General features: G+C 49.1%; 26 protein-coding genes. 11 read left to right on the top strand and 15 right to left on the bottom strand.

All coding sequences use genetic code 11. The features are described 5' to 3' along the window. Positions 1 to 80: 80 nt before the first annotated feature. The 3 genes from NC980_RS18785 to NC980_RS18775 all read right to left on the bottom strand — a co-directional run bounded on the left by NC980_RS18785 (position 81) and on the right by NC980_RS18775 (position 4,443). The gene (locus NC980_RS18785) at positions 81 to 2,525 is read right to left on the bottom strand and encodes an ATP-dependent Clp protease ATP-binding subunit (RefSeq protein WP_190375810.1); all 2,445 of its coding nucleotides are present in this window, start codon (positions 2,523 to 2,525) and stop codon (positions 81 to 83) included. Positions 2,526 to 2,754: 229 nt separating this feature from the next. Then, a complete protein-coding gene (tatA, locus tag NC980_RS18780; protein ID WP_190375809.1) occupies positions 2,755 to 2,928 on the bottom strand; it encodes a twin-arginine translocase TatA/TatE family subunit in 174 nt (57 codons plus the stop codon). Between the two features lie 120 nt (positions 2,929 to 3,048). Continuing rightward, positions 3,049 to 4,443 carry a malic enzyme-like NAD(P)-binding protein gene (locus NC980_RS18775; RefSeq protein ID WP_190375808.1) on the bottom strand — a complete coding sequence of 465 codons (1,395 nt, stop codon included), beginning with the start codon at positions 4,441 to 4,443 and terminating at the stop codon, positions 3,049 to 3,051. Between the two features lie 90 nt (positions 4,444 to 4,533). Between NC980_RS18775 and NC980_RS18770 the strand changes: the two genes are divergently transcribed. Next, positions 4,534 to 4,992: an SRPBCC domain-containing protein gene (locus NC980_RS18770; RefSeq protein WP_190375807.1), complete on the top strand. Its 459-nt coding sequence runs from the start codon at positions 4,534 to 4,536 to the stop codon at positions 4,990 to 4,992. On the opposite strand, the gene NC980_RS18765 is transcribed toward NC980_RS18770, so the two are convergent. Both NC980_RS18765 and NC980_RS18760 read right to left on the bottom strand, forming a co-directional pair. Then, entirely contained in the window at positions 4,982 to 5,863 is an 882-nt protein-coding gene (locus NC980_RS18765) for a tetratricopeptide repeat protein (RefSeq protein ID WP_190375806.1), read from the bottom strand. The two genes, NC980_RS18770 and NC980_RS18765, sit on opposite strands and share 11 nt — an antisense overlap. 131 nt (positions 5,864 to 5,994) lie before the next feature. Next, positions 5,995 to 7,335, bottom strand: a complete 1,341-nt coding sequence (locus NC980_RS18760) for an NAD(P)/FAD-dependent oxidoreductase (protein ID WP_190375805.1) — start codon at positions 7,333 to 7,335, stop codon at positions 5,995 to 5,997. 548 nt (positions 7,336 to 7,883) lie between these two features. On the opposite strand from NC980_RS18760, the gene NC980_RS18755 reads away from it, so the two are divergent. Further along, a complete protein-coding gene (locus NC980_RS18755) occupies positions 7,884 to 10,154 on the top strand; it encodes a PBP1A family penicillin-binding protein (RefSeq protein WP_190375804.1) in 2,271 nt (756 codons plus the stop codon). Positions 10,155 to 10,396: 242 nt separating this feature from the next. After that, the gene (locus NC980_RS18750; RefSeq protein ID WP_190375803.1) at positions 10,397 to 10,741 is read left to right on the top strand and encodes a hypothetical protein; all 345 of its coding nucleotides are present in this window, start codon (positions 10,397 to 10,399) and stop codon (positions 10,739 to 10,741) included. Here NC980_RS18750 and NC980_RS18745 read toward each other — a convergent pair. Then, positions 10,734 to 11,222: an ureidoglycolate lyase gene (locus NC980_RS18745; protein WP_190375802.1), complete on the bottom strand. Its 489-nt coding sequence runs from the start codon at positions 11,220 to 11,222 to the stop codon at positions 10,734 to 10,736. The genes NC980_RS18750 and NC980_RS18745 overlap by 8 nt on opposite strands. Positions 11,223 to 11,327: 105 nt before the next feature. On the opposite strand from NC980_RS18745, the gene NC980_RS18740 reads away from it, so the two are divergent. Continuing rightward, positions 11,328 to 11,771: a hypothetical protein gene (locus NC980_RS18740; RefSeq protein WP_190375801.1), complete on the top strand. Its 444-nt coding sequence runs from the start codon at positions 11,328 to 11,330 to the stop codon at positions 11,769 to 11,771. Here NC980_RS18740 and tsaB read toward each other — a convergent pair. Both tsaB and NC980_RS18730 read right to left on the bottom strand, forming a co-directional pair. Then, positions 11,768 to 12,376, bottom strand: a complete 609-nt coding sequence (tsaB, locus tag NC980_RS18735; protein ID WP_190375800.1) for a tRNA (adenosine(37)-N6)-threonylcarbamoyltransferase complex dimerization subunit type 1 TsaB — start codon at positions 12,374 to 12,376, stop codon at positions 11,768 to 11,770. The genes NC980_RS18740 and tsaB overlap by 4 nt on opposite strands. 48 nt (positions 12,377 to 12,424) lie before the next feature. Then, positions 12,425 to 13,126 carry a GntR family transcriptional regulator gene (locus NC980_RS18730; protein WP_190375799.1) on the bottom strand — a complete coding sequence of 234 codons (702 nt, stop codon included), beginning with the start codon at positions 13,124 to 13,126 and terminating at the stop codon, positions 12,425 to 12,427. Positions 13,127 to 13,215: 89 nt separating this feature from the next. Between NC980_RS18730 and NC980_RS18725 the strand changes: the two genes are divergently transcribed. The 3 genes from NC980_RS18725 to glnT are packed head-to-tail and all read left to right on the top strand — an operon-like array spanning position 13,216 to position 16,474. Next, positions 13,216 to 14,154, top strand: coding sequence for a fatty acid desaturase family protein (locus tag NC980_RS18725; protein WP_190375798.1), 939 nt, complete (start codon positions 13,216 to 13,218; stop codon positions 14,152 to 14,154). Next, complete coding sequence (locus NC980_RS18720; protein WP_190375797.1) at positions 14,151 to 15,170, top strand: alpha/beta fold hydrolase; 1,020 nt, start codon at positions 14,151 to 14,153, stop codon at positions 15,168 to 15,170. Before NC980_RS18725 ends, NC980_RS18720 begins: the two co-directional genes overlap by 4 nt. After that, on the top strand, positions 15,167 to 16,474 hold the full coding sequence (glnT, locus tag NC980_RS18715; RefSeq protein ID WP_190375796.1) for a type III glutamate--ammonia ligase: 1,308 nt from the start codon (positions 15,167 to 15,169) through the stop codon (positions 16,472 to 16,474). The genes NC980_RS18720 and glnT overlap by 4 nt, the downstream gene beginning before the upstream one ends. A gap of 21 nt (positions 16,475 to 16,495) precedes the next feature. On the opposite strand, the gene NC980_RS18710 is transcribed toward glnT, so the two are convergent. Next, complete coding sequence (locus NC980_RS18710) at positions 16,496 to 17,497, bottom strand: nucleoside hydrolase (RefSeq protein ID WP_190375795.1); 1,002 nt, start codon at positions 17,495 to 17,497, stop codon at positions 16,496 to 16,498. 263 nt (positions 17,498 to 17,760) lie between these two features. Between NC980_RS18710 and NC980_RS18705 the strand changes: the two genes are divergently transcribed. After that, the gene (locus NC980_RS18705; RefSeq protein ID WP_190375794.1) at positions 17,761 to 17,889 is read left to right on the top strand and encodes a photosystem I reaction center subunit VIII; all 129 of its coding nucleotides are present in this window, start codon (positions 17,761 to 17,763) and stop codon (positions 17,887 to 17,889) included. A gap of 85 nt (positions 17,890 to 17,974) precedes the next feature. Here the strand turns inward: NC980_RS18705 and NC980_RS18700 are convergent, their stop codons facing one another. The 6 genes from NC980_RS18700 to NC980_RS18675 all read right to left on the bottom strand — a co-directional run bounded on the left by NC980_RS18700 (position 17,975) and on the right by NC980_RS18675 (position 20,223). After that, positions 17,975 to 18,094 carry a photosystem II reaction center protein J gene (locus tag NC980_RS18700; RefSeq protein ID WP_190375793.1) on the bottom strand — a complete coding sequence of 40 codons (120 nt, stop codon included), beginning with the start codon at positions 18,092 to 18,094 and terminating at the stop codon, positions 17,975 to 17,977. A 34-nt stretch (positions 18,095 to 18,128) separates the two neighbouring features. Beyond that, positions 18,129 to 18,248 (bottom strand): photosystem II reaction center protein L, encoded by a 120-nt coding sequence (locus tag NC980_RS18695; RefSeq protein ID WP_190375828.1) that lies wholly within the window; start codon positions 18,246 to 18,248, stop codon positions 18,129 to 18,131. A 20-nt stretch (positions 18,249 to 18,268) separates the two neighbouring features. After that, on the bottom strand, positions 18,269 to 18,403 hold the full coding sequence (gene psbF, locus NC980_RS18690; protein ID WP_058999377.1) for a cytochrome b559 subunit beta: 135 nt from the start codon (positions 18,401 to 18,403) through the stop codon (positions 18,269 to 18,271). 27 nt (positions 18,404 to 18,430) lie between these two features. Then, positions 18,431 to 18,691 carry a cytochrome b559 subunit alpha gene (gene psbE / locus NC980_RS18685; protein WP_190375792.1) on the bottom strand — a complete coding sequence of 87 codons (261 nt, stop codon included), beginning with the start codon at positions 18,689 to 18,691 and terminating at the stop codon, positions 18,431 to 18,433. Between the two features lie 106 nt (positions 18,692 to 18,797). Continuing rightward, the gene (locus NC980_RS18680) at positions 18,798 to 19,805 is read right to left on the bottom strand and encodes a photosynthesis system II assembly factor Ycf48 (protein WP_190375791.1); all 1,008 of its coding nucleotides are present in this window, start codon (positions 19,803 to 19,805) and stop codon (positions 18,798 to 18,800) included. Positions 19,806 to 19,845: 40 nt separating this feature from the next. Further along, entirely contained in the window at positions 19,846 to 20,223 is a 378-nt protein-coding gene (locus NC980_RS18675) for a rubredoxin (RefSeq protein WP_190375790.1), read from the bottom strand. Positions 20,224 to 20,524: 301 nt separating this feature from the next. Here NC980_RS18675 and ndhC point away from each other — a divergent pair, with 301 nt between their 5' ends. Genes ndhC through NC980_RS18660 form a run of 3 tightly spaced genes read left to right on the top strand, consistent with a single transcriptional unit; the run spans position 20,525 to position 22,114 of the window. Next, positions 20,525 to 20,887, top strand: a complete 363-nt coding sequence (gene ndhC / locus NC980_RS18670) for a photosynthetic/respiratory NAD(P)H-quinone oxidoreductase subunit C (RefSeq protein ID WP_068387027.1) — start codon at positions 20,525 to 20,527, stop codon at positions 20,885 to 20,887. Next, positions 20,884 to 21,606, top strand: coding sequence for an NADH dehydrogenase subunit K (locus NC980_RS18665; RefSeq protein ID WP_190375827.1), 723 nt, complete (start codon positions 20,884 to 20,886; stop codon positions 21,604 to 21,606). The genes ndhC and NC980_RS18665 overlap by 4 nt, the downstream gene beginning before the upstream one ends. Then, entirely contained in the window at positions 21,599 to 22,114 is a 516-nt protein-coding gene (locus NC980_RS18660; RefSeq protein ID WP_190375789.1) for an NAD(P)H-quinone oxidoreductase subunit J, read from the top strand. Before NC980_RS18665 ends, NC980_RS18660 begins: the two co-directional genes overlap by 8 nt. Positions 22,115 to 22,191: the final 77 nt, after the last annotated feature.

The following is a 22,191-nucleotide window of genomic DNA, read 5'->3' as shown; positions in this document are numbered from 1 at the left end:
AAAGAGTCTTTATGAAAAAGTCTCATGAAAAAAGCCTTTGCAACTCTGCAAAGGCTGAATGAAAAATTAGATTGAACAGTCTACGCGGCGATCGTCACAGGTACTTCTGCACGACGAATAACCACTTGCTGATCTTCATCGACATCCGCGATCGCGGTATCTCCCGATTGAATTTGTCCCGCTAAGAAGGCTTCCGCCAAACTATCTTCAAGCAACCTAGAGATTGCACGACGCAACGGACGCGCGCCATAGCTGGGGTTGTAACCATCTACCACGACGCGCTCCTTGAAGCGATCGCTGACTTCGAGAGTAATGCCTTGCTCTGCAATTCGGACTGCGGCTTCTTGAATCATCAAGTCGGCAATCTGAACCACTTCGCTGCGAGTCAACTGACGGAAGACAATAATCTCATCGACACGATTAAGAAACTCCGGTCGGAAATATTGCTTCAACTCGTCGTTGACTAAAGTGCGGATGCGATTGTACTGAGCTAACTCAGCCGAACCGCCACTAAACTCAAAGCCTAAGCCACTGCCGCCTTTCTCGATCACTTTCGAGCCTAAGTTCGAGGTCATAATCAAGAGGGTGTTCTTGAAGCTGACAGTGCGACCTTTAGCATCCGTGAGCCGCCCATCATCTAAAAGTTGCAGCATCATGTTGAACACATCCGGGTGAGCTTTTTCGACTTCATCGAACAGAATCACCGTGTACGGATTACGGCGGACGGCTTCAGTCAGTTGTCCACCTTCGTCATACCCGATATATCCAGGAGGCGAACCGATCAGCTTAGAAACCGTGTGCGATTCCATGTACTCAGACATATCGAGGCGAATCATTGCATCTTCAGAACCAAATACCGCTGCTGCTAGAGCTTTCGCCAGTTCCGTTTTACCGACTCCGGTGGGACCTGAGAAGATAAACGACGCGATCGGACGATTCGGATCTTGCAGCCCAACCCGCGATCGCTTCACGGCTCTCGCTACGGCAGTCACGGCTTCATCTTGTCCGATCACCCGCTGATGCAGCACTTCATCTAAGTGCAACAACATCGCAGATTCAGATTCAGTCAGCTTGCTCACCGGAATGTTCATCCAGGAAGAAATCACCTGCGCGATATCCTCTTCAGTCACAGTTGGAAGCTCAGAGGTCGGAACATCTGTCGCTAATTGCCGTTCGAGTTCAATTTCTCGATCGCGCAATTGACCCGCTTTATCAAAGTCCTGAGCCGCTACGGTCGCTTGCTTTTCTTTCTGAACCTGCCGCAGTTCTTTCTTCAGCGCTTTTAATGCTGGATTATTATTCCGCAACCGCACCAAAGAACCTGCTTCGTCGATTAAGTCGATCGCTTTATCCGGCATGAATCGATCGGTAATATAGCGATCGGCTAGCTTCGCTGCCGCTTCGACCGCTGCATCTTCGATTTGCAGTTGATGGTGCTGTTCGTAACGCTCGCGCAATCCGCGCAAGATGTCGATCGTTTCTTCGACCGTCGGTTCTCCCACCATAACCGGCTGGAATCGCCGTTCTAATGCCGCATCTTTCTCAATATGCTGGCGGTATTCATCCAGAGTCGTCGCGCCGATACATTGCAGTGCCCCCCGCGCCAGAGCAGGCTTCATCAAGTTTGCCGCATCCATTCCGCCGCCGGTCGAGCCTGCGCCCACTAGCGTATGAATTTCATCGATCATCAAAATAATGTTGCCGGACTGCTGCACTTCATCGAGGATCTGCTTCATTCGTTCTTCAAACTCACCGCGGAAGCGCGTTCCTGCCAACAATGAACCCATGTCAAGCTGCACTACTTGCTTACCTTGCAGCAAGTCGGGAACCGCTTGCTCATAAATGCGTTGAGCTAATCCTTCGGCGATCGCGGTCTTACCGACTCCAGGTTCACCCACTAAAACAGGATTGTTCTTCGAGCGGCGACCCAGGATTTGAATCACGCGATCGAGTTCTTTTTGCCGTCCAATCATCGGATCGAGCTTACCTTCTGCGGCTCTTTGCGTCAGATCGGTGCCAAACTCATTCAGCGCAGGCGTTTTATTAGAAGATGCCGCTTTGCGGGGAGCGGCGGGCTTCGTTGCACCGACAAGTTCAGTTTGAGCGAGATCGACTTCAGCGCGAATCTCGTCTAGATTCAAGTTCAACTGCTTCAGTACCTTAATCGCGACACCCTGGTTATCGTCGATCAAGGACAACAGAATATGCTCTGATCGCACATAGCGCATTCCCATCATCTGGGCTTGTTGCAGCGCACGTTCAAGAATTTGGCGCGTTTTGGGCGTAAAGGGAAGTTCTCCAAACGACGAGCCAGATCCGCGACCGACAATTTTTTCCACTTCTGAGCGCCCAGCTTCCAGTGCGGCTCCCAGCTTATTTAAAACCAATGCTGCGATCGTGTCATCTTGTCTGAGCAAGCCCAGCAAAATCGCTTCTGTTCCCACGGCGTTTTGCCGAAGCCGACGGGCTTCTTCCTGAGCAAACATGATGGTCTCAATCGCCTGATCGGTGAAGTATTCAAACATCGGGCTTTCTCCACTATGCGAGGTCTGTGCTGTCGCCTTGTAAAGGGTTGTGCAGCAACAGAGAGCTACGAACTAAGTTAGTTGTAAACTTTCCTGTAGTTCTTTCACCCACTCTAGCGGGGGAATCTCGATCGCAGCGAGGGAGGATAACCGTCAAAAAGCAGAGACAACCGTACTAGGTCGAGAGACGGAGAGGGGCGAGTAGAAAAGATGATTTCTCTTCTCGCTTTCAGGCGCGATCGTCTTCGGAGATGTCGGTTTCTTCGGGTTTAGTCAAGCCTTCTTTGAAGTTACGAAGGGTTTTACCAAACGTTCCACCCAGTTCAGGAATTTTCTTTGGGCCAAAAATCAGTAGGGCAACGGCGCAGATGACTCCGATTTCGACCCAGCCCAAGTTAAACATAATGTCTCTCCGATGCAATGTTTTTAATGTAGCGGTTTAGGGGACAGGTTTGATACGGGATTGATAGAGTTTGCGTGAGAATTGCCGCTTCGTTTAGGGCGATTGCGCCCCAAATGGGGCTTATCGCTGCGCGACTCCATCTTCTCTCGCGGCGCGTTGAACCGCTGCTGCAACCACGGTCGCCACTCGTTGATCAAACACCGAAGGAACGATGTGTTCACGATCGAGATCTTCCGTCTTAATTAAAGACGCGATTGCCAGCGCTGCTTGTAAATACATATTTGTAGTAAAGGCAGAAGCCCGACAATCCAGCGCACCCCGGAACACACCCGGAAACGCCAGCACATTATTAATTTGATTCGGATAGTCGCTGCGTCCGGTTGCCATCACGGCTACATCGTCTTTCACCAGTTCGGGCTGAATTTCGGGGATCGGATTCGCCATTGCAAAGACGATCGGGTTAGTTGCCATCGCCCGCACCATTTCAGGCGTAACTACTCCAGGCGCACTCACTCCTAAAAAGACATCTGCTCCCTTCATCGCGTCGGCAAGCTTTCCAGATTGTTCGACCGCAAAGGCGCGTTTTTGATCGTTTAAGTCGGCACGATCGAGCGAAAGAATCCCTTTTGAGTCACACATCACAATCCGGTTTGCCCCGTTCTTTTTCAGAAGAGTGGCGATCGCCACTCCGGCTGCTCCTGCCCCGTTAATCACAATCTGCACCTCTGACATGGGTTTTTTGACTAATTTCAACGCATTCGTCAAAGCAGCAAGGGTGACGATCGCGGTTCCATGCTGGTCATCGTGAAACACTGGAATATTTAATTCTTGCTGAAGTCGCGCCTCAATTTCAAAACAGCGAGGAGCCGCAATATCTTCCAGATTCACACCCCCAAACACCGGAGCAATTCGCTTCACTGTTTCCACGATTTCATCCGTGTCTTGAGTCGCCAAACAAATCGGAAACGCATCAATTTCTCCGAACTCCTTAAATAACATCGCCTTGCCTTCCATCACCGGCATCGATGCTTCCGCCCCCAGATTTCCCAAGCCCAAAACCGCACTGCCATCCGTGACGATCGCCACCATATTTTGCTTGATTGTCAGTTCGTAAACTCGATTCGGGTCTTGCGCGATCGCCGTACAAATCCGCCCCACACCGGGAGTGTACGCCATCGCGAGATCTGCCTGCCCTCGGAGGGGAATCTTACTAACAACACTGATTTTGCCGCCCCGGTGCAGCGTGAAGGTGCGATCATACACTTCCAGCACTTTAATATGAGGCAATTGTTTGACCGCCTGCACGATCGTTTCTGCGTGTTCGGTGCTGGCAGCATCGACTGTAATATCGCGCATCGAAATATCCCGCGATTGTTCGATCAGATCAATCTGACCCAAACTACCACCGCGCGCCGAAATCACTTGAATCACACTAGCAAGCATTCCCGGACGATTGGGAACCTGAAACCGAATCGTCAAGCTAAAACTGGAATTGGGAGTAAGAAGGTCTGACATGAGTAAAATCTGGGTGATTTGCGACTCGGCAAATCTTACCGCACTTGAGGGTCAGGAATTGTAAAAAGCGAACGACTAGGACTAGAACCCATGCCAAGTTTGTACACCGAAATCGATATTCGTGCAGCACGATCGCAAGTGTGGCAAATTCTCATTGCCAAAGAGCGCTGGAAATATTGGAATACCTTTTTATATGACTGTGATCCCTCACTGCCGTTTATTCAGGGGCGCGATGTTGCGCTCTCGCTGCTGCGCGTACCGGGAGAAGAAGAAATTCAATTTCGCCCGATCGTCACATTGGTTCAGCCTGATTACTGCCTTAAGTGGCTCTCAACGATTCCAGGTTTGCGAAACGAGCACGTTTTAGAGCTTCAGGACGTGGGCGTGAATCAAACGCGGTTTTTCTATCGACAGAATTTCTCTGGTACGCTTGCTCGATTTTTGATGCCTTTTATTCGGCAGGATGAGCGCCAAGGCATTCAGCGGATGGCATGGGAACTGAAGCAGTACGCCGAGCATCAGAGCAAATCTGCTCGGTTCAACCGCTGAGGAGACGATCGCGCTGTGTTCTCGCTTCTAGAAAGTTCGGGTTAAAGCTGAGCGCAGTATCGAAAGACGCGATCGCCTGCTGCTGCTGTCCAATGCGGCTCAGAGCGATACCGCGCTTGTACCAAACTTTGTCGCTTTCGGGATTGAGAGTCAGGGCTTGATCGTAGCTGTCGATCGCGCACTGAAGCAGTCCCAATTGATAGAGGGCGTTTCCTTGACTGTGCCAACCTTCATCGAGGTCAGGGCGGATCTTCAACACCTGCTCATAGCTCTTCAAAGCTTCCTTGTAGCGTCCTAAACGGTAAAGCAGATTGCCTTGATTGTAGTGAGCCGCAGAGAAATAAGGGCGCAAGATGAGAGCGCGGTTGTAGCTCTCGATCGCGTCCTCGAAGCGCTTCAGGTGCGTCAACACGATGCCTCGGTTGTACCAAGCTTTGGGATAACTGGGCTTGAGTTTTAGGGTTTCTTCGTAGCTGTAAAGAGCTTCGTAGATTGATCCGATCTTGAGTAAAGCGTTACCACGGTTGTACCAGACCTTGTAATTTGTGCCGCAAAGCTTGAGGGCTTGATCGTAGCAAGCGATCGCCTCCGCATGACGCTCAAGCTTAGAGAGCGCCACGCCTTGTAAATTCCAGGCGAGTTCGTGATCCGGCTTGAGCAAAATTGATTCTTTAAAGCTAGCGATCGCGCTGTCGTATTGCCGTAGTTGATAAAAAACTTTCCCGCGCTCAAACCAAGCGATTGCCGCACTCGGCTGCTGCTGCAAAAGCTGATCGAGTGCAGCGATCGCCTCGTTGTAGATTCCCGCTTTGCTAAATTGCTGCGCTTGTTGAAGGTAAATTTCAGACTGAGGATCAACAGGATCGGTCATAACAAACTAGAACGCAATGCCCGATTTAGTATGGACAGCAAAAATGCTCAACCCCCTGCTTCTCCAAAAGAAAAGCAGATGAGCCTAACCAGTTCTCATCTGCTTTCGCAATGCTTGATGATGAAGCTGCTTTAGACTTTGAGCGGCTCTTCTTGAAGCGATCGCGCAGGCGGCGTTTCAACAGGGGCTGAGGTCGTATTGGTAATCAACCGCGCTCCTCGTCCGCGAGTGATGTAGCTCCAAGTCCAGTGAATCATCACGACAAGCTTGTTATTAAACTCGATCAGGAAGTAGATGTGAGCCACAATCCAAATAAACCAAGCAATGAAACCAGACAAGTGAATTCCACCCAGGTTGGCAACAGCAGCATTCTGCCCGATCACCGCAAGGCTACCGAAATCTTTGTAGCTAAATGCAGAGAGCGATCGACCTTGTAATCTTGCTTGAATCAGTCTGGCAACGTATTTGCCTTCCTGCATGGCCACAGGTGCAACTCCTGGATAGGGCTTGCCTTCAGGATCGGCACAGTGCGCCAAATCGCCAATGATAAAGACATTCGGATGGTTCGGAACGCTTAAGTCTGAATTGACCATGACGCGACCCACCCGATCAAGCGATGCGCCTGTGCGCTCAGAAATCACGCGACCGACACCAGATGCTTTCACCCCTGCTGCCCATAGAATCGTTTTTGCCGAAATCGTTTCGCATTGGTCGTTGTATTCGATCTTCAGCGTTTCGCCCTCGATCTGCGTCACTTTGGTTTTAGTCAGTACCGTAACACCCAATTTTGTCAGCGATTCTGCTGCTTTTGCAGACAGCTCAGCCGGGTAAGGCGGCAGTACGCGATCTAACCCTTCGATTAATAGGATCCGGGCTTCGGTCGTATCAATGCTGCGGAAATCATGCTTGAGCGTATTGTTTGCCAGTTCCGCGATCGCGCCTGCTAACTCAACGCCCGTTGGGCCGCCGCCGACCACGACAAAGGTAAGGAGCGCTCTACGCTTTTCGGGATCGGTTTCTTTTTCTGCTGCCTCAAATGCCATGAAGATCCGGCGGCGCATCTCGATCGCGTCTTCCACGGTTTTTAAGCCGGGTGCAGTATCTTTCCACTGGTCATTGCCGAAGTAGTGATGGCTGACTCCAGTGGCAACGATTAGCGAGTCGTAAGGAATTAATCCCTGATTTGTCTTAACGTGCTGAGTTTCGGGATCGATGTCGATCGCTTCTTCCATGAGCACTTTGGCGTTTTTCTGACGGCTGAGGATCGAGCGCAGAGGCGCAGAAATGTCAGAAGGAGAGAGGCTTCCGGTAGCAACTTGGTAGAGGAGCGGCTGGAATAGATGGAAATTACGTTTATCAATCAGGGTCACATCAATATCAGCGCGGTTGAGATTTTGAGCAGCATATAAGCCCCCAAATCCACCTCCGATAATGACCACACGATGCTTGGGCAGGTTCGTCACTGGTTCCATAGGTTGTCAACAATGCTTATGTGGGCAGGCAAGGCTAGGAAGAATGCACTCGAACGGATAAAGCAGTCCGAAAAGCCAAGTGATAGGGTGATAACGTTCAACTCATCGATCTCGGTTCCTCGCTCCTCGTTCAAAAATGCCCGATCTCTACTTCAGTGTACTTAGCCTGATCGTAAATTTGTGACAGATTGTAACCGAATTTGGAAGATTTTACTATAGCGTCATAATTTGCTGATATTTGAGCGACTTTCTTCATCTCTAATTTGTGCTTTCGGTAGGTGCAGGACAAATTCAGGAGTATCTATTGCGATCGCTTAGCGTTCTAAGAATCGCTTATCTCCTGACTAATCAATAAATCCTGTTATTTTCATGGATTGTGTCGCGGGTGGATGAGGCAAAATTAGAGCGACTTTTATCGGAACATGATCCATTTAAGAAGTAGTAATGAGAGTGGAGAGTAGGGCATAGAAATCTTTCTTGATCCCCCACTCTCATTACTACTCCCCACATTTGTCTAGAATAATCGCAGTCCCTCGATCTCTTTTTGCATGACTCAACCGCCGCTGCCCCCTCGCCGATCGCAAACCATGCTTGGCAATCTTACGCAAGCCGTGAAAACGTTGACGCGGATCAATTTCTCTAAGCTGAAGTTGAGACCGAATGCGCGTGTCCCGGAATTGTTGGTGCAGGATGCAGATGCGCCGAAAGCGCAGGTCTTTCCGCTGCTGGGCGATCGCTATTCGGTGGGACGCAGCTCTAAATCCTGCGATATCGTGGTTCGCAATCCGGTGGTCAGCCAGGTTCATGCGGTAATCAAGCGCGATCGCAAACGGAAATTCTTGGGACTGCCGACGCGATCGAGATTTATGATTCGCGATGAAGGCTCAACGAATGGACTGTATCGCGGCAAGCGCAAGCTGAAGTCAAAGATTCTCTACAATGGCGATATTGTGAGCTTAGGGCCACCTGAACTTGCTGCCTCCGTCCGTCTTCAATATAAAGACCCGCTGCCGTGGTATCTCAAAGCGGTGCGCTACGGTTTGTTCGGGATTAGTGGCGTGACCGCCCTAACTGCATTTGTCATTGGGATCGAATGGCAGCGATTTTCGGTTTATCCCTTACCGGAATCGGTGCAAGGCCCTGTGGTGATCAATTCACGGGATGGACAGCCGTTGCGAACCCCTAGAACCGATCGCCACATTGAAGTGGAAAACCTTTCAGGATTTTCGCCTTATCTCCCTAATGCAGTGATGGCTTCTGAAGACTCGCGGTTCTTCTGGCATTTGGGGGTTGACCCGATCGGGACTGCCCGTGCGCTATTTACCAATGTTCGAGGCGGTGAGATCCGAGAAGGAGGCAGTACGCTCACACAGCAGCTTGCCAGAAGCGTTTTGCCGGATTATGTCGGGCGACAAGATTCCGCAGGGCGCAAACTTCGAGAAGCGATCGTAGCCCTCAAGCTCGAAACGGTCTATAGCAAAAATTTCATATTAAGAACGTATCTCAATCGCGTCTATCTTGGTAGCGGAATCTATGGCTTTGAGGATGCCGCTCAGTTTTACTTTGGAAAATCGTCAAAAGATCTCAATCTCTCGGAAGCCGCAACGTTAGTGGGAATTCTGCCCGCACCGAATAGCTTTAATCCGGTGACAAACTACAAAGCGGCGATCGAATATCGCGATCGTGTCCTAGAACGGATGGCGCAGCAGGGCATGGTGGCACAAGAAGAAGCTGATCGCGCCCGACGATCGCGAATTGAGATCAGCCCCAGAGCTAGACAAGAATTGCAAAGCGCGATCGCTCCTTATTTTTACAGTGCAGTCTTTGATGAGCTTGAATCTTTACTCGGTGGCAGTCTTGCGAGTGAAGGGAATTTTATTGTCGAAACAGGACTCGATCGCCAAATGCAATCGAGAGCTGAAACTAATTTGAGAAATAGTGTGGCGACAAGCGGCGCAAGCGCAAATTACTCACAGGGTGCGGTTGTGACGATCGACGCGAAAACAGGCGAAATTCTAGCCATGGCTGGAGGAGTTGATTATCAACAAAGCCAGTTTAACCGAGTGACGCAAGCTCTGCGGCAGCCCGGATCGACGTTTAAAATCTTTGCTTATGCGGCTGCGATCGAGCAGAGCATTTCTCCTGGAACGAGCTATTCTTGTGCGCCCTTGAACTGGGGCGGACAGACATTTGCAGGGTGCGGGGGCGGAGCGGCAGATTTTTACACTGGAGTCGCGCAGTCGTTAAACGCCGTTGCGCTCAGAGTGGCTCAAGATGTGGGATTAGACAAAGTGGTGCAAATGGCGCAGCGCATGGGTGTAAAGTCCACTCTCAAAGCGGTTCCGGGGCTGGTCTTGGGGCAAAGCGAAGTCACTCCACTAGAAATGACGAGTGCTTTTGGAGTGCTGGCAAATCAAGGAGTACGAAACCGTCCTCATACGATTAAGCGCATTCTGGATAGTGGAGACTGCAAGAATCGCCAAGACATTAATACTTGCCGTGTGATTTATCAGGCCGATCAAGATGGCGAGAATAATCAAAAGGTGATTGCGCCGGAAGTTGCGAATACGATGACAACGCTACTGCAAGGAGTCGTACGATCGGGAACCGGACGCAGTGCCGCGATCGGGCTGGGTGAAGCCGGGAAAACGGGAACGACCAACGACAATAAAGATCTGTGGTTTATTGGCTATGTTCCGAGTCAAACGATCGTCACTGGTGTTTGGTTGGGCAATGACGATAATGCGCCCACGGATGGAAACAGTGGACTTGCGGCGAAACTTTGGGGTGATTATATGCGGCAGGTTGTGCGGCAATAGGGCAATCAATGTTAAGTCGCTATTTCTACTGACGTGATCCGACGGTATGGCAGATCGTGTGTCTTATCTCAGTTCTGGTAAGAAGAACAGGGGCTTCGATCGGTCACTATCCAGTTTCATTTGTAACCAGTGATTATACGGTAAGGCGGACTTCTATCTCAGGATAGATTGCCCTAAAGCTCTGTGAAACCTTTAATAATCTCAGAATTCAACCTCTGTATACAAGGGTCTGGCATCGCCACATGACAAAAACATCGGTGCAACTACGGGAATTTTCTACTACGGCAACTGCCGCAGCCTCTGATTCCGAGAGCGGACTCTGCTCTCTATTCGCTACAATTCCACCGGAGAGAATTGGTCTAAATGGTGAATATGATCATCATGGTTTAGCCAAGCGGGTGTGGCAGGCGCTTAGGGTTCGCTTTTCTGCTAGAGATCTTGAGAAATTGAGGGTCATGCAGCGAGGAAAAGTCGTTATTTTCCTGGGGAGCGTTGCATCGTTGGAAGTGTTGAAGCACTTTGTTTCGATCGCGCGAGAAATCGAAGGCGCGATCGATGTGGAAACGCACGGCGTTCGGATTAAGTGATCTCGAACTGAAAGCCGTAATCTAATTTCAAATTGCAAGTATCGTGATCCGCAATGTTGGTATCACTGAGTTCGAGATTGTAGAAATCAACGATCTCATCGTCGAAGTAGGGGCCAGCGTGCCAGGTGCCGATCTCTAGTTTGATGAAGCAGTTTCCTGGAATGCGGAAAGCCTTGAGATCCGAGAGCGCTGGACTCACGCTTTCACCTGGAGGCGCAACCACGATCAGCCATTCTTTGCCTTCTAGAGAACCGAGGCACTGAGTGCACTGCTGATGACGCGTGATTTTGTGAAATTTCCGCCCGCGATGCTGGAGCCGCATAATGTAGAAGCGAGGGATGCCATCTTCAAGATAGAGCTGAGCATCATCTCGATCGAAGCCTTTCCCGTCGGGTGAGGCTTGAATCAGTTGTCCAAAGGGACGAAAGGCTTCAGCGGTGATGGGTTGGGCTTGAATTGAGCGAATTGTTGACGGTTGCATGAAAATCTCTCCTGTGGTTCATCGTGAACCTTTCTTCCGGTTGACGATCGTTTTCTAAATTCTTTCTAGGATTCATGAGTTACTTCAATTTTGAGGATATGACGCATGAATAGATTAAAGCTAGTGTTAAAAGAACTTCGTCTCGCTGTATTAGCAATCCTACTGTTTGCAGTTCTGTTGCTTGCCCCGATGCAAGTCGCTCATGCGGCAGCAGATCCGTCTTATTCTCCAGGTGCGCCAGATAGCCCGAATAAGAAAGAAAAAACTCTGTACGAAGGTCGTCGGGTGGTGAGTGCAGGAGAGCAACCTGGAACTCAGAACTTGATGGGTAAGATCAAGCAAGATTTACAAAGTGACACCAGCGATCGCCCCAAAACCACCGGAGAATGGAACCGCGAAGCTCGTGAAACTTCCGGCAACTTGGGCGAACGTCTGAACCGCATTGGGAAAGAAACAGGCGAAGCGGTGAAAGATTTCGGACAAATGTACCCGGATACCGCAGAGCGTAGCGGTGATGCCCTGCAAGACAGCCTGAATCGATCGAACTAATTTAATTTTGTTTCAACAGGATGTTGACCATAGTAGGGGAGCGCTTCTGACCAATGGGGGCGCTCCCCTTTTTTCCAATTGATGAGCGCGATCTCGCTTATCCCCTCAACATAGCGTCCTTGATGCGGCTCCGCTTCAACTCGGAAATCAATCGATTGTTTTATTTGCTCCCATTCTGGGGCGGTCATCACGGCATCAGGCTGCATGACCTTTAACGTTTCATCGCGCTGATAGATTGCAGTATAAAGTTCACCTCGCTGCGCCGGCATTTGCACGGCGATCGTGCCACGGTACCCCGATTGAAGCGCGATCGCTGCTAAACTCGACACTCCAAATAATGGAATTTCTAGCTGTTGTGCAAGCGTTCGGGCGGCAACAACACCGATACGAGTTCCAGTAAATCCACCTGGGCCGATGGCGACAGCAAGAAAGGCAAGATCTTGCCAAGATTGAGGTTTGAGAAATTCGGTGAGGTGAACGTGCAGCGAACTTGATAATTCACGTCCTAAATTTTGAACGGACGATCGCTGATTGCCCTCAAAATCTGAAATCATCAATCCCAAATCAGGACTACTGGTGTGAATGGCTAAAGCATAAAGTGACATAACTTAGAGCGACATAACTTAGAGTGACATAACTTAGAGTGACATAACTTAGTTTCGATTAATTTGTACCGAATAACAGAGACGATCGCCGCGTGAGATGGATTTACCGTGTACGATCGCACAATTCCCTTCGATATAAGCAGTGTGCTGATAAACGATGAGCGGATGTCCCAAGGGCACTTCTAATTGCTCACTGGTTTCGTCATCTGCTTGTGTACATTCAATCACAGCATCAAGCTTCTCTGTAAAAATTCCATGCTTCTCAAGCACGGTGAGGCTGAGTTGCTGCTTAAGATCTTCCGCATAAATCTCCCCTAGCTCTGGAACAATGTAAGTAATATCAACACAGCCCGGAACCCCATTGAATAGCAATACTTTCTTTTGAAAGTAGGCGATCGATGCCGCCAAGATTTCCTGAACGTCCTGCGGAACGGTAACTAATTCAAACACTAACGTCCGAACTGTGATCGTTACGCCTTGCTGCGCCATATCTGCTTCGAGCAACAATGGGCTCGATAAAGAATGCGTGACTTTCTGCTGACTGGCGACGAACGCCCCCTTCCCTTGCTGCACGACGACTAAACCCTGCTGCATCAGATTTGCGATCGCTCGTCTTGCCGTAATCCGGCTGACTTCAAATTCCGACATTAATTGATGCTCACTCGGTAGTTGATCTCCGGGTTTATACTGACCGCTAACCATACGATCGCGTAGGTGTTTGGAGATTATCGTGTGTAGAGGAGTTCCCATGATTTAGTAGCATTCATTACAGAGTTTTGGTGATATATTGCTATTCTTGCTTGTTATAACAAGTTCAGCTTAATGGTAGGAAAAAGACGATGAGTTTATCCATTTCTGAGTCTAACTTGATTGAATCCGAGTCAAAGCGATACACACCTCTCAGTAGCGAAGCTTTGAAAGCGTTGAATACGCGATCGACCCTCAGGGGTCTGCTTCAACTTTTTGGACATTTAGCGATCTTAGGCACTAGCGGTTATCTTTGGGGCACGAATTTAGGACACAATTGGGCAATTGCAATTCCCGCCGTGATTGTTTACGGGTTTGGGTTTGCTGCGATGTTTGCTCCAATGCACGAGTGTTCACACCGGACTGCATTCGAGAACAATTTATTGAATGATGTCGTTTGCTGGCTCGCAGGTCTCTTATCTTTTTACAATGGCGCGTTCTACCGTCGCTATCACAAATGGCATCATCGCTACACCCAACTGTTCGACAAAGACCCAGAACTTGGCGATCCGCTTCCTCAAACTTTAGTAGACTATCTCATTACTATGAGCGGTATTACGTGGTGGTGGGGCAAGCTGAAAACGCATTTTCGCGTTGCTTTGGGACAGTTAGAGGATTATCCCTACATCTCGGAAGAAGCTCGTGCGGGTGTAATGCTTTCAGTCCGATCGCAGTTAGCCGTGTATGCGGTTGCGATCGCGGTTTCAATCTATGCTCATCAGCCTTGGTTTGTCGTCTATTGGGTGCTGCCGTTAGCCGTTGGACAGCCGATTCTGCGGATGATTCTGTTGTCGGAACATACCGGATGCACCCATGATGACAATCCGTTTACGAACACTCGATCGACCAGAACCCTATTTCCGCTTCAGTTTTTGATGTGGAATATGCCCTTTCATGCAGAACACCATCTTTATCCCTCAATTCCGTTTCATCAACTTTCCGCAGCCCATCAGCAGTTAAGAGAGCAGTTCACCTTCAAAGATCAAGGCTATGTTGAAGTGAACTACAACTTTGCAAAAGAGCTAGTATGACCCAATCTGCAAGTTGTTTTACGCTGAAAAACTTCTCGTTGTACTGTGGTGCGGCCTTACCCGAAGCACAGATTGTCTATCAAACCTACGGGACGTTGAACCACGATCGTACCAATGCCATTCTCTACCCCACTTCATACGGAGCGCAGCACACCGATATCGATTGGTTAATTCGCCCCGACGGAATCTTAGATCCAAGCGAATGGTTCATTATCATTCCGAATATGCTGGGCAATGGTCTATCAACCTCGCCCAGCAATAGTGATGTTGGTTTAGAAGAACAAGGCTTTTGGTTTAGTCACTTTGACAACGTTCGTGCACAGCAACGGCTCCTTCAGGAAGTCTTTCAGATTGAACAACTTGCCCTGATCTACGGTTGGTCAATGGGCGCACAGCAGGCGTATCACTGGGGAGCGCTTTATCCCGATCGTGTGTTACGCATTGCTGCCCTCTGCGGTACGGCTCGAACCACCGATCACAATCGCATCTTCCTGCAAAGCTTACGAACTGCACTGACGGCTGACCCAGCTTGGACAGGAACGCGATTTGAAACAGTGCCTGATCGTGGATTTCGAGCCTTTGCCCGCATTTATGCAAGTTGGGCGGCTTCCCAGGCTTTCTATCGAGAGGGTTGCTACTATCAGCTTGGATATAGTTCGCTGGAGAACTACATCACGCGATTTTGGGAAATGAACTACCGTAAGCGCAACCCGCACAACCTTTTAGCCATGATTGATACTTGGCTGCATTGCGATGTCAGCGACAATCCAATCTACCAGGGAGATTACCTTGCGGCGATGAGTGCGATTCAGGCAAAAACATTTGTAATGCCTGCAACAACAGATTTGTACTTTACACCGGAAGATTGTGCAGCAGAAGCTGCTCTCTTGTCGAATGCAAAATATCATGCAATCGACTCGATCTGGGGTCATCGAGCGGGCAATCCCTATGACAATCCCAACGACGCAGCCTTTATCCGATCGCACATTCAAACCCTACTCCAGCACTCATTATGACGACGCTTTCCCAAATCGCTCAATCTCAAGGGATTCGCTACTTTCTGATTTCGTTTACGGATTTGTTTGGGGTGGCGCGATCGAAGCTCGTTCCGACTGAAAGCATTGATCAGATGGCAATCAGCGGAGCCGGATTTGCAGGCTTTGCCGCTTGGTTAGACATGACTCCCGCAGATCCAGATATTTTAGCCATTCCCGATCCATCCAGCTTAATTCAACTGCCTTGGCAACCTGAAGTGGCTTGGCTAGCCGCGGATTTACACACTATTACTGGAGAACCTTTAGAGCAAGCGCCGCGTGTTGTCTTGAAGCGAGTTCTACAACAGGCACAAGACCTCGGCTACCGAGTGCGAACGGGCGTAGAATGCGAGTATTTCTTGCTCAGTCCAGACGGTGAACAGATTGCAGATGGGCGCGATCTCCAAAGCAAACCTTGTTACGATCAACAGTCTTTAATGCGTCAATATGATGTCATTCGCGAAATCTGCGATGCGATGTTAGGACTCGGATGGGGCGCATATCAGAATGATCACGAAGACGGAAACGGGCAGTTCGAGATGAACTGGATGTATGCGGATGCGTTAGTGACGGCAGATCGCCAAGCGTTCTTCAAATACATGGTCAAATCGATCGCAGAAAAGCATGGACTCCGAGCCAGCTTTATGCCAAAACCGTTCGCCCATCTTACCGGAAACGGCTGTCACACCCATGTTTCACTCTGGGACAATGCCGGACAGGAAAATCTCTTCTACGACCCGCAAGGCGAGTTAGGACTGTCCCAACTCGGTTATCAATTCATTGCAGGGGTACTGCATTCGGCCGAAGCCCTCTGCGCCATCACGAATCCAACCGTCAACTCTTACAAACGCATCAATGCACCTGTCACACTCTCCGGTGCAACCTGGTCTCCGAACACAGCGAGCTACAGTGGCAACAATCGCACACATACGATTCGCATTCCCGACGCTGGACGCTTTGAATTCCGTTTAGCCGATGGTGCAGCGAATCCTTATCTATTACCGGCCGCATTAATTGCAGCCGGATTAGATGGCATCGTTCAAAAACGTGATCCGGGCGTTAGACGCGATAACAATAGCTATACTGATCCGCTACCTGCGGGTGAAGCAACACCCTTACCTAAGAATCTACTCGACGCTCTGCGGTGTTTAGCATCGAATGAAATGATTACTCGATCGCTGGGTGAACCATTCGCCACTGCTTATCTCAAGCTCAAACACCAAGAATGGAATCAATTTACGAGTTGCGTCACGCCTTGGGAACTGGAAAACACTTTAGATTGCTAATTGCATTGATTGGGTCAGCTTTTATCTGACCCTTTTATGTTTGCATCGAATCAGCGTCTTCAAATCTTCAATCAGGCTGGTGAAAAATCTTGCTGCATCGACTTCGGTGGCAACCCAAGCATTTGCAGGTTGCTTTGCAAGATTACGATCGTCGATCAATGTTTGTCCTCGTGTCCATTCTCCCCGCGTTTCGATCTGCACTCTTGCCCGTTTCCACATCATTGTTTCTGGGTAAAACAAGTACCCTAAAGTTGCCGCATCATGCACAAGAAACCCTAAGATTTCATTTGTTTCTCGATACTCTAAGGCAGTACCAATCATGAACTCACAAAGACTGATCAAAAATTGTGCTAATTCACTGTGTGGATTGCTTTGAACGATCGACTGTGCCACTTCTCTCGTGAAGATCAGCCGCCGCGTAATATCGAGCGGAGTGATCACCAAATCACAACGACTATTCAGCACAATCTCTGCTGCTTCTGGATCAAACCAGACATTAAATTCTGCATGAGAAGTAATGTTGCCGGGACAGCCGAATGCACCGCCCATGATGATAATTTCCTTTGCGTTTCTGAGAACACCGGGGGCTTTTTTCTCTGCGGCTGCGAGATTTGTGAGTGGGGCAATCGCGACGATCGTAATTTCCCCAGGCATCGCATTCAATCGATCAATTAGAAGATCATCAGAGTGCCGAGCCATTTCATAGCTGTGAATCGCATCGGGAAGCTGCGAGGATAAATTACCCATGCCATCGTTACCGTGAATGTGTGAAGCATCATTGGGGGAATGAGCGATCGTAACTCCCCGCCCCACTTCCACCTCTGCCAATCCCCCTAAGCTTAGAATTCGACTTGCACTAGAAAATGTCTTTTCAGTCGAGACATTGCCGCCTGCGGTCGTGACCGCAATCAATTCTGCTAAACCTTGTTTCGCGAAACTTTGCAGCCAAAGCAGCGCAAAAATATCATCGCCACCCGGATCGGTATCGAGAATGATTTTGGGAATGTTTGAGGATACGGGCATGATGATTGAACTCGATGAGCACCTGAATTCTACTGTTAGCCTGCGAATTAGGGACTGGAATGGGTTTGCTCCATAGCTAGTGCAACTCGATACGATCGAGGGGGGCGACGTTAAGATTCAGTCTCTAAGTGAATTGGAATCGATCAATTAAGCACTACACCTGCTCATCCGAATGTTAAGAATCTTGAGAAACCTCAGATCCGTGTCACCCTTCACAGGTACATTCACAAATGGAATCATCTAACGAATAGGAAACTTTTCTTATGACAGGTTCATACGCAGCTTCATATCTGCCCTGGATTCTCATTCCCGTCGTGACCTGGTTAGTTCCCACGGTCGTCTTCGGTTTGTTGTTCTTGTACATCGAGCGCGAAGATCCAAGCGGCATCTAGCCTCTAGTTCCAAACGCATTAGCATACAAAAGCCGTCCAACATAACCCATTGGACGGCTTTTCTTATCTGAACGGTTCGATCGGCTTACAGCGACGAACCAATGCTGGTGTAGGAACCATAAAAGAACAGTCCCAAAACACCGATTGCACCCAAGCCTGCAACCGTTGCCACAAGCCACAAGGGAATTCTTCCACCAGTTTGCACAGTCTTATCCTCCTAACACAAATGAAACGAGTATCTAGTTGAAGAAATAGCTAGAGAACAAAATCCCCAGCGTAAAAATTAGCAAAAGACCCAAATACAGCGAAGTCCGATTCAGCTCAACGGGCTGCTTGTTCGGGTTTGGAGAACCTTTAATTCCTGCCACAGTTCAAGCTCCTATCGTTGAATAAATTGCATTGAAGCGATCGCGCCAATAAAGAAGATCGCTGGAACTGCCAAAGTATGCACTGCTAACCAGCGAACGGTAAAAATCGGATATGAAATCGGTTCGTTCGGAGTGTTGCTTGTCATTGTTTTATAACCTCGTAGAACTAAAAACTACTTGCCAACTTGCGAGGCAAACTTATCAACCTGCTGCTTTGCTTCGGAGCGGTTGCTGACGATCGGCAACTGCTCTTGACGGGCAGTGGGATAGTATTCATTCGGGCGAGGCGTACCAAAAACGTCGTATGCCAAACCTGTGCTGACGAACAACCAACCTGCAATAAACAATGCAGGAATCGTGATGCTGTGAATCACCCAATAGCGAATGCTTGTAATAATGTCCCCAAACGGACGCTCACCAGTAGTACCTGCCATGTATTAGCTCTCTCCAGAAGTCAACGAACAAAAGCCTTATCTGTATCATACGGGACGGGAGATACCCTCACAAGGGAATCTGTGAAATTGATCCCCTGATCCTCAGTTATGCAGTTTGCGGAGTGGATTCATACTTTAATAAAGTCCCTCGCTGACCCATGATGAATCCTGTGTTTGAGTCGAAGAAAATAACTCTGTAAAGGTTGGCGGGAATGTTTTCAACATCGCGATCCTTTTGCCAAGTTTTACCGCCATCAAAGCTTGCTAAGAGATTGCCACTTCCGCCGACAACCCAGAGTTCTTTGGGAGTGCGATATCCCAAATCTAACAGCCCCCAACTGGTCGAGAATTCAGGATTTTGAGCTTCTAGCCAATCTTCTGGATTGTCTGAAGCAGTGAATTGAATTTGTCCACCTCTAGCTAACATCCACAAATGGCCGTCAGGAGCAAAGCCCATGTTCTGTAGCTTGCGTGAACTGTTACGGTTGTAAGGTTGCCAAATATCTTGACCGGGCTTCCAGGTCGAAAAGAAGTTACCTGTTGAAGAAACAGCGAGGTACTTGCCATCGGGAGTGCGATCAATACTCCGCATCACCCCAAACGCCTCGGAAACAAGGGCTTTCCAGTTCTTCCCCCCATCGGTGGTGCGATAAATTGCACCCACATCGGTAGTCATCTCAGCACTGTCCTTACCCAGTGCAACTATCTTCTCCGGAGATCCGGGAAGCTTACTACTCAGTGGCAGACGTGACCACGATTTACCGGCATCGCTAGTATGCAGCAAAATCGAAGGCTGACCGGCAATCCAACCATCGTTTCCTAAGAAATGAACTGAAGTGAGGCGATATTTTTGTTCACCCAGTTCTAAAACCTTCTGCTTCCAGGTTTTACCGCCGTTTGTCGTTTCAAGCAGCGCTGAATTCGTACCCACCATCCAGCCGTGCTGCTTGTCACCCGTGAACCCAATATCGAGCATATTTTCCTCGATCGGCAGCGGCACCACTTGCCATGGATTATTTACAACCGCGGGTAAAAACCCTTTACAGCCAGTCGCCAGGAAGACAACCGCTAACAAAATTACAAACTGTTTCCAGGCTCTCAAAATCCGATACATCGCACTTGATCTCAGTGAATAAAGGGTTCAATCCGTTGCACTACTGCAACCCGTAAAGACTTAGAAAGAAAATAAATGCCAGAATCAGTCCGCCAAAGATGAGGAGGTTCTTTTGCCCTGGCGTTAAGGTGTTGACCCCCAACCCGTAGCTTAGATTCTGCTTGAATCCAGAAGGTGCATTCAGCGGCCCCACATTCTGAAAGCGCTTTTTCGGCACACCGCAAACTGGGCATTTCCAAGTCAACGGCAAATCCTCAAACGCCACGCCAGCGGGGACATCGTTGCGATCGTCGCCCTTCGTTGGCTCGTAGGTGTAGCCACAGGCTGCACACTCATGTCGATCGAGATCTCTCGGATCGATAGGCTTAACTTCAGGCTCTAGCGCGTTTTCTTTCGGATCAGCAGCTTCGGTACTCATGGCAAAACGTCAGGGAGTGACCCAAACCTTAAAGTGTTCGTTAATTATTATGACATTATTGCGATCTCCTCAAACATCGATCGTCTAAAGCGAAAATGTTTGGCGATCGTCATATACTCTTTCTAGAAATGACTCAGCTTCGATAGATTTCTCTTGATGACTTCGATTCAGAAGCGATCGCATCAGAGTCCTTGATTTGGGCGCGGTTTCAGCGCACGATGATATGTTGCGGCACACTATAATTAAAGTGTAAAGCGACGTAAACCAGTCCACTTTGTAGAACGAGAGGCGGCGAATACCTGTGTATGTCCTAAGCGGCTATGAATATCTATTAGGCTTCCTGCTGATTTGCAGTTTAGTTCCGGTTCTGGCTCTTCTGGCTTCTAAGCTAGTTCGCCCTAGCCGTCGAGGTCCTGAACGTCGTACCACCTACGAGTCAGGGATGGAACCGATCGGGGGTGCATGGATTCAATTCAATATCCGTTACTATATGTTCGCTTTGGTCTTCGTGATCTTCGACGTAGAAACGGTGTTTCTGTACCCTTGGGCAGTCGCTTTCAATCGCCTCGGATTGCTGGCGTTTATTGAAGCCCTGATCTTTATTGCGATTCTAGTTGTCGGTCTGGTCTACGCTTGGCGGAAAGGAGCATTGGAATGGTCATGAATCCTGAAGCACCTGCTGTTAACAGTGGGTCACTTATCAATCCCATCGAGCGTCCAGGTGTGACGCAAGAATTATCCGAAAACGTCATTTTGACGACAGTAGATGATTTGTACAACTGGGCTAAATTATCGAGCTTGTGGCCGCTTCTGTTTGGAACGGCTTGCTGCTTTATCGAGTTTGCCGCATTGATTGGTTCTCGATTCGACTTCGATCGCTTTGGTCTGGTGCCCCGATCAAGCCCTCGCCAAGCGGATCTGATCATTACCGCAGGCACAATCACGATGAAGATGGCTCCGGCTTTGGTGCGTCTCTATGAGCAAATGCCCGAACCGAAATACGTGATCGCAATGGGTGCTTGCACGATCACAGGCGGAATGTTCAGCGCTGACTCTACGACTGCGGTTCGAGGCGTGGACAAGCTAATCCCAGTAGATATCTATTTGCCGGGATGCCCTCCACGACCGGAAGCGATCGTGGATGCGATCATTAAACTCCGCAAGAAAATTTCAAACGAGTCGATTCAAGAACGGGGTGAACTGCGGCAAACGCACCGTTACTACAGCACGACTCACAACATGCATGCTGCACCGCTCGTTCACGATGGTAAATACCTGCAAGCGGATACGCGTATTTCACCGCCACGTGAGTTGGCAGAAGCGCTGGGTCTAGAAGTGCCTGCGGTATTAGAAGCGGAAAAGGAGAAGAGCGATCGTGGCTGAAGAAAAACAAGCGACTGAAACAACGATCGTTGAAGCTGGCAAAACTTCAAAGTGGCTGACTCAGAACGGCTTTGATCATGAGTTCATGGGACTAGATGCCAGTGGCGTTGAAATGATTAAAGTTGAACCGGAATTGCTGATTCCGTTTTGTACCGCGCTGTATGCGAGTGGCTTTAACTGCCTTCAGTGTCAGGGTGGATACGATTTGGGTCCTGGCGATCAGTTAGTGAGCTTTTATCACCTGATTAAATTAACAGACAACGCCGATCGACCGGATGAAGTTCGGTTGAAAGTGTTCTTACCACGTGAAGATCCGAGAGTGCCGTCTGTGTTCTGGATTTGGAAAGGCGCAGACTGGCAGGAGCGAGAAACGTTTGATATGTACGGGATTGTCTTTGAAGGACACCCGAACTTGAAACGCTTGCTGATGCCGGAAGACTGGGTAGGCTATCCACTCCGCAAGGACTACATCTCCCACGACTTCTACGAACTGCAAGACGCTTACTAAATTGAAAAATGCTTCTCTGGTTTCGGGGAAGCATTTTTTTTATTGAGTCAATTGAAGAAATGGCTGATAGTGAAGTT

Origin of the sequence: Leptolyngbya sp. AS-A5 (genome assembly GCF_039962495.1) — a bacterium.
Classification (GTDB): Bacteria; Cyanobacteriota; Cyanobacteriia; order Leptolyngbyales; family Leptolyngbyaceae; genus Leptolyngbya.
This window is presented reverse-complemented; position numbering and strand designations above follow the sequence as displayed.

Excerpts from the sequence above, each read along its gene's own strand:
- NC980_RS18785 (WP_190375810.1), bottom strand. The coding sequence starts at position 2,525 with ATGTTTGAATACTTCACCGATCAGGCGATTGAGACCATCATGTTTGCT.
- tatA (WP_190375809.1), bottom strand. The coding sequence starts at position 2,928 with ATGTTTAACTTGGGCTGGGTCGAAATCGGAGTCATCTGCGCCGTTGCC.
- NC980_RS18775 (WP_190375808.1), bottom strand. The coding sequence starts at position 4,443 with ATGTCAGACCTTCTTACTCCCAATTCCAGTTTTAGCTTGACGATTCGG.
- NC980_RS18770 (WP_190375807.1), top strand. The coding sequence starts at position 4,534 with ATGCCAAGTTTGTACACCGAAATCGATATTCGTGCAGCACGATCGCAA.
- NC980_RS18765 (WP_190375806.1), bottom strand. The coding sequence starts at position 5,863 with ATGACCGATCCTGTTGATCCTCAGTCTGAAATTTACCTTCAACAAGCG.
- NC980_RS18760 (WP_190375805.1), bottom strand. The coding sequence starts at position 7,335 with ATGGAACCAGTGACGAACCTGCCCAAGCATCGTGTGGTCATTATCGGA.
- NC980_RS18755 (WP_190375804.1), top strand. The coding sequence starts at position 7,884 with ATGACTCAACCGCCGCTGCCCCCTCGCCGATCGCAAACCATGCTTGGC.
- NC980_RS18750 (WP_190375803.1), top strand. The coding sequence starts at position 10,397 with ATGACAAAAACATCGGTGCAACTACGGGAATTTTCTACTACGGCAACT.
- NC980_RS18745 (WP_190375802.1), bottom strand. The coding sequence starts at position 11,222 with ATGCAACCGTCAACAATTCGCTCAATTCAAGCCCAACCCATCACCGCT.
- NC980_RS18740 (WP_190375801.1), top strand. The coding sequence starts at position 11,328 with ATGAATAGATTAAAGCTAGTGTTAAAAGAACTTCGTCTCGCTGTATTA.
- tsaB (WP_190375800.1), bottom strand. The coding sequence starts at position 12,376 with ATGTCACTTTATGCTTTAGCCATTCACACCAGTAGTCCTGATTTGGGA.
- NC980_RS18730 (WP_190375799.1), bottom strand. The coding sequence starts at position 13,126 with ATGGGAACTCCTCTACACACGATAATCTCCAAACACCTACGCGATCGT.
- NC980_RS18725 (WP_190375798.1), top strand. The coding sequence starts at position 13,216 with ATGAGTTTATCCATTTCTGAGTCTAACTTGATTGAATCCGAGTCAAAG.
- NC980_RS18720 (WP_190375797.1), top strand. The coding sequence starts at position 14,151 with ATGACCCAATCTGCAAGTTGTTTTACGCTGAAAAACTTCTCGTTGTAC.
- glnT (WP_190375796.1), top strand. The coding sequence starts at position 15,167 with ATGACGACGCTTTCCCAAATCGCTCAATCTCAAGGGATTCGCTACTTT.
- NC980_RS18710 (WP_190375795.1), bottom strand. The coding sequence starts at position 17,497 with ATGCCCGTATCCTCAAACATTCCCAAAATCATTCTCGATACCGATCCG.
- NC980_RS18705 (WP_190375794.1), top strand. The coding sequence starts at position 17,761 with ATGACAGGTTCATACGCAGCTTCATATCTGCCCTGGATTCTCATTCCC.
- psbF (WP_058999377.1), bottom strand. The coding sequence starts at position 18,403 with ATGACAAGCAACACTCCGAACGAACCGATTTCATATCCGATTTTTACC.
- psbE (WP_190375792.1), bottom strand. The coding sequence starts at position 18,691 with ATGGCAGGTACTACTGGTGAGCGTCCGTTTGGGGACATTATTACAAGC.
- NC980_RS18680 (WP_190375791.1), bottom strand. The coding sequence starts at position 19,805 with ATGTATCGGATTTTGAGAGCCTGGAAACAGTTTGTAATTTTGTTAGCG.
- NC980_RS18675 (WP_190375790.1), bottom strand. The coding sequence starts at position 20,223 with ATGAGTACCGAAGCTGCTGATCCGAAAGAAAACGCGCTAGAGCCTGAA.
- NC980_RS18665 (WP_190375827.1), top strand. The coding sequence starts at position 20,884 with ATGAATCCTGAAGCACCTGCTGTTAACAGTGGGTCACTTATCAATCCC.